Source organism: Amycolatopsis sp. NPDC054798 (assembly GCF_053611505.1).
Genome location: NZ_JBSHAM010000191.1, coordinates 1 through 7,100, shown reverse-complemented (window position 1 = coordinate 7,100; position 7,100 = coordinate 1). Strand labels below are relative to the sequence as shown.

The 7,100-nt window shown below is 68.5% G+C and carries 6 protein-coding genes; 4 read left to right on the top strand and 2 right to left on the bottom strand.

Annotated elements, in window-relative coordinates; translation table 11 throughout:
* Nucleotides 1-692 precede the first annotated feature (692 nt).
* The gene (locus ACWGIC_RS44390) at nt 693-1,565 is read left to right on the top strand and encodes a S1 family peptidase (protein ID WP_452081963.1); all 873 of its coding nucleotides are present in this window, start codon (nt 693-695) and stop codon (nt 1,563-1,565) included.
* 4 nt (nt 1,566-1,569) lie between these two features.
* On the opposite strand, the gene ACWGIC_RS44385 is transcribed toward ACWGIC_RS44390, so the two are convergent.
* Nucleotides 1,570-2,310 carry an IclR family transcriptional regulator gene (locus ACWGIC_RS44385; RefSeq protein WP_452081962.1) on the bottom strand — a complete coding sequence of 247 codons (741 nt, stop codon included), beginning with the start codon at nt 2,308-2,310 and terminating at the stop codon, nt 1,570-1,572.
* A gap of 113 nt (nt 2,311-2,423) precedes the next feature.
* Here ACWGIC_RS44385 and ACWGIC_RS44380 point away from each other — a divergent pair, with 113 nt between their 5' ends.
* A complete protein-coding gene (locus ACWGIC_RS44380; protein WP_452081961.1) occupies nt 2,424-3,701 on the top strand; it encodes an MFS transporter in 1,278 nt (425 codons plus the stop codon).
* Nucleotides 3,698-4,591 (top strand): 2-hydroxyacid dehydrogenase, encoded by an 894-nt coding sequence (locus tag ACWGIC_RS44375; RefSeq protein WP_452081960.1) that lies wholly within the window; start codon nt 3,698-3,700, stop codon nt 4,589-4,591. Before ACWGIC_RS44380 ends, ACWGIC_RS44375 begins: the two co-directional genes overlap by 4 nt.
* Here ACWGIC_RS44375 and ACWGIC_RS44370 read toward each other — a convergent pair.
* On the bottom strand, nt 4,584-5,468 hold the full coding sequence (locus ACWGIC_RS44370; RefSeq protein ID WP_452081959.1) for a hypothetical protein: 885 nt from the start codon (nt 5,466-5,468) through the stop codon (nt 4,584-4,586). The two genes, ACWGIC_RS44375 and ACWGIC_RS44370, sit on opposite strands and share 8 nt — an antisense overlap.
* Nucleotides 5,469-5,736: 268 nt before the next feature.
* Between ACWGIC_RS44370 and ACWGIC_RS44365 the strand changes: the two genes are divergently transcribed.
* Nucleotides 5,737-6,906, top strand: a complete 1,170-nt coding sequence (locus ACWGIC_RS44365) for a thioester domain-containing protein (protein ID WP_452081958.1) — start codon at nt 5,737-5,739, stop codon at nt 6,904-6,906.
* Nucleotides 6,907-7,100 lie beyond the last annotated feature (194 nt).

The window sequence follows — 7,100 nt, the reverse complement described above, 5'->3', positions numbered from 1 at the left end:
GGGCGGTTTTTTCCCTGCGTGGGTGTGGCCAACTTTGTGTTATTCTTATTCCCTCAAGGTGGCCCTCACGGACCTCTCAACCACGCCACCCGCCACCAGCCCGCACGATGCTCCGCGCCCCCGCGGGAGAGCTGCGCACGACAGCTACTGAGAAAACCTCATTGGGTGCGTCAGATGCACCCAATGCCACATTGAGGTTTTCTCGGCAGCCGTTGTGCGGTTCCGTCGCGGCCGTGCGGAGCACCGGGGGCTGCGTCGGAGGCGGGGCCTTCTGTTCCAGCAGGCGTCCGTGAAGGGAACCCTGACGGAATCAGACTCCCCTCGCGGGCTTCTCGGTCGTGCTGCGCGCCGAAGGGTTCGTGGGACCCCCGCGTACCTGTCGGCGCTGCCCCCAGCTACCGAGAAATCTCATGGGGCGAGCCCTCCCAGCCGAACCGTCCCACTGATCGGGACCAACGCCCACAATCCGGTCTCCATCACCGAACTCCCCACCGTCCAGGCAAAACACCCCCACGCCGTTAGCATTCCGTGACCAACCCCCGACCCCGCGTATCGGCCGCGTCAGTTTCTACCCTCCTCATCGGATTAATCGGGCACACTCACTCATTCGGGTTAACAACTTCGCTATCGTGGCCCCCGTGGTGCACGCAAAGTCACGTTCCGCCCAGCGGACGAGCCTTCGGCTGGGTGCCGTGGCGGTCGCCACGGTCCTCGGTGCTGGGCTCGCCGGGGCCTACGTCGGCCTGCAGCGGACCGCGGAGGCCGGGACCGCCAAGCCGGTGTCGAACGTCGCCGTCGCGCGCGGCGTCGGCGGCAACGCGGGCAACGCTGGCAATGCCGGCGGCACGCTCAACAGCGGCACGGGCAGCACCGCCAGCAGCAAGGCCACCGCGCCCGCGCTGCCCGACCACCCCACCCCGTTCAGCGTCAAACTGTCCTCAAAGGACATTCCGGAGAAGGGCGGCGGCGTCCGCACCGGCGGGTGCAGCGGTTCGCTGATCGCCCCGCAATGGATCGTCACCGCGGGACACTGTTTCCACGATCTCGACGGCACGCGCGTCAGCGGCAAACCCGACTACACCATGACCGCCGCGATCGGGAAGCTCACCGACTCCGATCCGCGCGGGCACGTGCTGAAAATCGTGGACGCGCGCCAGTCCGCGGTCAACGACCTGGCGCTCGCCAAACTGTCCGAACCGGTCACCGACATCGAACCGCTCGCGCTGCCGGACGGTCCGCCGGATCCGGGGCAGCACACGACCTTTGTCGGCTGGGGTTCGCTGTCCTCGAAGGTCATCGTGCAGACCGACCACATCAAACGCGGCGATTTCCAGGTCGACGAGGTGCGCAAGAACGAGATCACCCTGGAGCCGCTGAAGAAGCGCACTGTCGAGAACAGCCCGTGCCCGGACGACTCGGGTTCGCCGTTTTTCGTGGCGGTGAAAGGAAAGAACACGCTGATCGCGGTCGAGAACTTCGGCCCCGACTGTCCTCAGCCTGGCCTCGAAACCGCGGCGCGCGTCGACCAGCTCGTCTCGTGGATCAAGGGCCAGATCGGCGAGTAAGACCTCACCGGGGCAGCACCGCCGCCAATTCCCGGGCGGCAGCGCGCAAAGCGGGCACGAACTCCTCCAACTGAGTGACGGTCAGCCGATAAGCCGGTGCGGCGGTGGACAAAGCGGCGAGCGCGGTTCCGTCCGGCGTCCTGATCGGAACGCCGACCGCGCGGATGCCTTCCTCGTGCTCCTCGTCGGCGATCGCGAAACCGCGTTCGCGCACCGCGGCGATTTCCGTCGCGAACGCCTCCCGCGTGGTGATTGTGCGCGGGCCCAAGGCGGGCAGTTCGAGCGAGGCGACCAGTTCGTCCCCGTTCGGCGCGAACGCGACCAGGCATTTGCCCATCGACGTGCAGTGCAACGGCCCGCGCGCGCCCGGTTCGCCGCGGATCTGCAGCCGCTGCGATCCCTGTACCGAGTGGACGTAAACCTGGTTGTGCCCGTCCAGCACGGCCAGCAGCGTCGGCTCGCCGGTCTCCGCCGACAGCTTCTGCATCACCGGCAGCGCGACCCCGGCGAACCCGCGCGCCTGCGACACCGACTGACCCAGCTCGAACAACCGCAACCCCAGTGAGTACCGCTTCGAAACCGGGTCGTTGCGCGCGAATCCCTCGCTCTGCAAGGAACTGAGCAGCCGATGCGTCGTGCTCACCGGATACCCGGCGGCGCGCGCCAGTTCGGACAGCGGCACGCCTTCGGGGTAGCCGCCGAGCAGGGACAGCACTCGCAAAGCCTTGCCGACCATGTCCGCCATCGGACCCCCTTGACGTCCCGCGCGCGGCGACGCACACTGCCTCTCACCGCATTGCGGAATAGCTTTCCATATGACGGAAAGCACGTCAAGGTCAGCGGCGACAGGAGTACCGGATGGACACCGTCGAGCAGGCGGGCACGCTCGGGAGGCAGCGCTGGCTGCGGCTGATCCCGATCGTCTTCGTCACCTACAGCCTCGCCTACCTCGACCGGTCGAACTTCTCGATCGCGACCGCGGGCGGCATGGCCGAGGAACTGAACCTCACGAGCACGACGTCCGGTCTGATCGCCGCATCGTTCTTCCTCGGCTATTTCCTCCTGCAGGTCCCCGGCGTGCTCTACGCCGACCGCCGCAGCGTGCGGAGCCTGATCTTCTGGTCGGTGCTCGCGTGGGGCGTCCTGGCGACCGCGCAGGGTCTGCTCAGTTCGGTGCCGGTCCTGATCGTGGTCCGGTTCCTGCTCGGCGCGGTGGAAGCGGCGGTGCTGCCCGCGCTCGTCGTGCTGCTCGCGCGCTGGTTCACGAAGGCCGAACGCGGGCGGGCCAACGCTTTCCTGATTCTCGGCAACCCGGTCACGGTGATGTGGCTGTCGGCGGCGTCGGGATATTTGATCGAGGCGACGTCCTGGCGCGGCATGTTCATCATCGAGGGAATTCCGGCGCTGATCTGGGCTTTCGTCTTCCGTGCGCAGGTCCGCGACCGGCCCGCTGACACGCCGTGGCTCGATGCGGCCGGTCGCGACGCGGTCGAACGCGCGATCGCCGCGGAACAGGCGCAGTTGCCGGAACCGGCCGACCGCCCAGTGCGGGAAGCGTTGCGGTCGAAGGCGGTTTTGCTGCTGTCGGCGCAATACCTGTTGTGGAGCATCGGGGTTTACGGCTTCGTGTTCTGGCTGCCGTCGATCGTCAAGGCAGGCTCGTCGGCCGGGATCGGCGCGACCGGTTTGCTGTCGGCGATCCCCTACGCGTTCGCCGTGGTGGCGATGCTGATCAACTCGCGCGGCTCGGACCGGTCCGGGGTGCGTCGGCGCTACGTGTGGCCGTGGCTGATCGCCGGCGCGGTCGCGTTCTACGGTTCTTATCTCTTGGGCAAACAGCATTTCTGGTGGGCATTCGTGCTGCTGGCGATCGCTGCGGTGGCCTTGTACGCGCCCTACGGCCCGTTTTTCGCGATGATTTCCGAGCTGCTGCCGCAGCGGACCGCCGGGGTGGCGGTAGCTGTCGTCAACGCGGCTGGCGCGCTCGGCGGGTTCCTCGGGACTTACCTGGTCGGCTGGCTCGAATCCGCGACCGGCAGCACGGCTGCCGCGTTCTTGATGCTGGCGGGGACAATGGCCGCAGCCGCGGTGCTGGTGCTCGCGGTTCCGGTGAAGACGAAGGAAAGGCGAGCATGACCGCGCGTGTACTGGTGCCCTGGTCCGACATTTCCGTTCCGGCCGAACTGAACGCGGTCGTCTGGGACGGCCGCGACACGCCGCCGGACGGTCTCGGCGACGTCGAGTTCTACGTCCTGCCCTACGACCAGGGCCCGGCGGCGGCGAAGCTCATCCCGCACCTGCCGTCGCTGCGGGTGGTCCAGACGCTTTCCGCCGGTTACGACAACCTGCTGCCGCTCGTCCCGTCCGGGGTGCGGCTGGCGAACGGCCGGGGCCTGCACGACCTCAGCGTCGCCGAGCACACGCTCGCGCTGATCCTTGCCGCGCAACGGTATTTCCCGCGCTGGTTCGCGCAGCAGCGAACCGGTTCGTGGGACCGGGAGCACACGCGCTCGCTCGCCGACTGCCGCGTCCTGCTGGTCGGTTACGGTTCGATCGGCCGCGCCGTCGAGCGGTACCTGGAAGCGGGCGAGGCCGAGGTGGTCCGGGTCGCCAGCACCGCGCGCCCCGGCGTGCACGGCATCGCCGAACTGCCGGATCTCCTGCCCACCGCGGACATCGTGGTGCTGATCCTGCCCGACACCCCGCAGACCCGCGGTCTCTTCGGTGCCACGGAACTGGCGCTGCTGCCGGACACCGCTCTGGTCGTCAACGTCGGGCGCGGCACCGCCGTCGACACCGACGCCCTCACCGCCGAGGTCTCCGCCGGCCGCCTGCGCGCGGCTCTCGACGTCGTGGACCCGGAACCGCTGCCCTCCGACCATCCACTGTGGACCCTCGACGGCGCGATCATCACCCCGCACATCGCCGGCGGTTCGGACTCGTTCTACCCGCGGGCGAAGCGCCTAGCCGAACGCCAGCTCGCGCACTACGCGAAGGGCGAGCCGCTGGAGAACCTGGTCAACTGAGCACCGCCGCGACGGCAGGCTGATAAGCGGCGAACTGATCCGGCGTCCAGCGCCCGGCGAGGTCGTGCGTGACGATCCGGTAGACGAGCGCGCGGATCAGCATCTGCCGCCAGTCCGGCAGGTGCGCCCAGCGGTCGATCAGGCCGGGAACCGCCTCGTACCAGCACAACGCGTCGGCGACCGCCACCGCGGCGGCCCAGGACGGCGGACGCCAGTAGACCGCCCAGTCGATCACCGCGGGCGGCTGTCCCGGCGCGAAAAGGACGTTGCCGGGAAGGTCGCCGTGCACAGCCTGCGAAGGCAACTCGACCGACCGGCGCGCGGCGAGCAGCGGATCGAGGAGCACGCGAGCGTCCGCTGAGCCGCCGGGCGGCAATTCCTCCCAGGCGACCCGGTCTCCGATCGCCCAGGGGTCGGTCCGGAGATCGAGAAACGCCGGACGCGGCAGGTGCGCGACGGCCTGATGGAACGCGATCCCGGCCCGGATCGCGTCGTCGGGACGGGCGGTGTCCGGGCGGCCGGGGACCAGCAGGCTGGCTTCCCAGCCCCGTGCATCGGCGGGGGAGTCGTTCACCTTGCCCGAACCCTGGTCGTCCGGATGACCGCCGGATGAATTCTGGCCGTCGGGCCGGAAATCCCTGTCGACGGCGATCCAGTCTCCGTCGCGAGCCCGGAGCGGCCGGGCGATCCGAAACTCCGCCGACTCGGCCACCGTCGCGAGCGCCGCCGCCCGCCAGCGCGTTTCCGGAGCGAACTCCACCGGTTTCAGGACCACGTTCCCGGCGCGCCAAGTCCCGCCTTTCCCGCCTTCCAGCCGAACGGGATCTCCGGCGCAGCCGAACGCGGCCAGCACGTCCGCCGAGGGTCGCGTGCGCACCTTCGCAGCTCCTTTCTCCAGTGGCGTTCCACGGGTTCGCGCAGCTCCGCGCACATCTACCTAGAGCAACACAAGGGGAGGAACGACTCCGAGTAGTGGGACGAACGCGCATTCAGGGGACCACTCACAGTGCGCATGTGAGCCCTGTGTATGCTTCGCCATCGCTTGACTGGGTGGATTCTTCACCCGAATTAGTGGCCGCCGTGGTCGGGGAGATGTGGTCTCACGCGGTCCGTCGTTCGTGGTTCGGGACTGGATGGGAGAAAGCATGCACGGCAGGTCAATTCTGGTCCGGGGAGGCGCTGCGGTGGCGTCCGCGGCGGCGGCGCTCATGATCGCCGCGCCGGTCGCCCTCGCGGACGACAACGCCCCCACGGCGCGCAGCGGCGCGGCTTCGGGCGAGCTGGTGTCCGGCGGCACGTCGGGCTTCGACGTCAACATCGCCGGCAAGGGCATGGTCCAGACGACGCTGTTCAACTTCAAGCTGTCCGACGGTGCGTTCTCGAAGATGTACTGCGTGCAGATCGAGGTCGGCGCGCGATACAACGAGACCATGGTCGAGCACGCGTGGAACGACTACCCCGACGCGAAGTCGCCGTTCCGCAAGAACAACAAGAACATCAACTGGGTGCTGCACCACAGCTACCCGTCGCAGGACGTCGCCTCCATCGAGAAGACGCTGACCGGCAAGGGCGTCACGCTCCACGACGGTCTGTCTACGAAGGAAGCGCTGACCGCGACCCAGGCCGCGGTGTGGCACTACAGCGACGCGAAGGACCTCGACGCCGAGAACCCGCTGGCCAACGGCTCCGCGGACGAAGCGGCTGACGTCCTCGCGCTGTACAAGTACCTCACCGGCGACGCCAACACCGGCGTCGAGGAGAAGAAGCCGGCGCTGAGCATCACCCCGGCGAAGGCGACCGGCGAAGCGGGCACGAAGATCGGCCCGTTCACCATCGCCACCACCGGCAGCGTCACCGACTTCACGAGCAAGCTCCCCGAGGGCGTGAAGATCGTCGGCGAGAACGGCGAGGAGATCAAGTCCTCGGCGATCAAGAACGGCACGAAGCTGTTCCTGGACGTCCCGAAGGACGCGAAGCCCGGCACGGCCGAACTCGCGGTGAAGGCCACGGGCGACGTCAACACCGGCCGCCTGTTCGTGGCCAAGAACTACGACCGCGAGCCGGCGCAGTCGCTGATCGTGGCCCAGTCGCAGAAGAGCGCGGTCGAGGCCGCCGCGACCGGCACCTGGACCGAAACCGGCCCGGTCACCACCGCTCCCGCCACGACCGCCCCCGCCGCGGGCAACAACTCGGGCCAGACCCCGCTGGCGAACACCGGCGTGAACGCCGCCCTGCCCATCGGCATCGGCGCGGCCCTGGTCGTCGCCGGTGGCGCGATGCTGCTGGTGGTCCGCCGCCGCCGGAGCAACGCCTGATCACCGCATAACCCTTAGCTGGCAAGCGGGCCGGTCCTTTCAGGACCGGCCCGCTTTGCTTTCCCCGAGTACTTTCCCGCCCCCCAACCCGCCCGCGAGGACCACCTTCCACGGTCCCTGATTCCCTCTGTGTTCCCCTCACGACGCCCGCCGGTCCGTGAAGGGCTCCTTGAGGGAATCAGATTCCCTCAAGG

Coding starts and splice junctions, on each gene's coding strand:
- ACWGIC_RS44385 (WP_452081962.1), bottom strand. CDS start 2,310: ATGGCGGACATGGTCGGCAAGGCTTTGCGAGTGCTGTCCCTGCTCGGC.
- ACWGIC_RS44380 (WP_452081961.1), top strand. CDS start 2,424: ATGGACACCGTCGAGCAGGCGGGCACGCTCGGGAGGCAGCGCTGGCTG.
- ACWGIC_RS44375 (WP_452081960.1), top strand. CDS start 3,698: ATGACCGCGCGTGTACTGGTGCCCTGGTCCGACATTTCCGTTCCGGCC.
- ACWGIC_RS44365 (WP_452081958.1), top strand. CDS start 5,737: ATGCACGGCAGGTCAATTCTGGTCCGGGGAGGCGCTGCGGTGGCGTCC.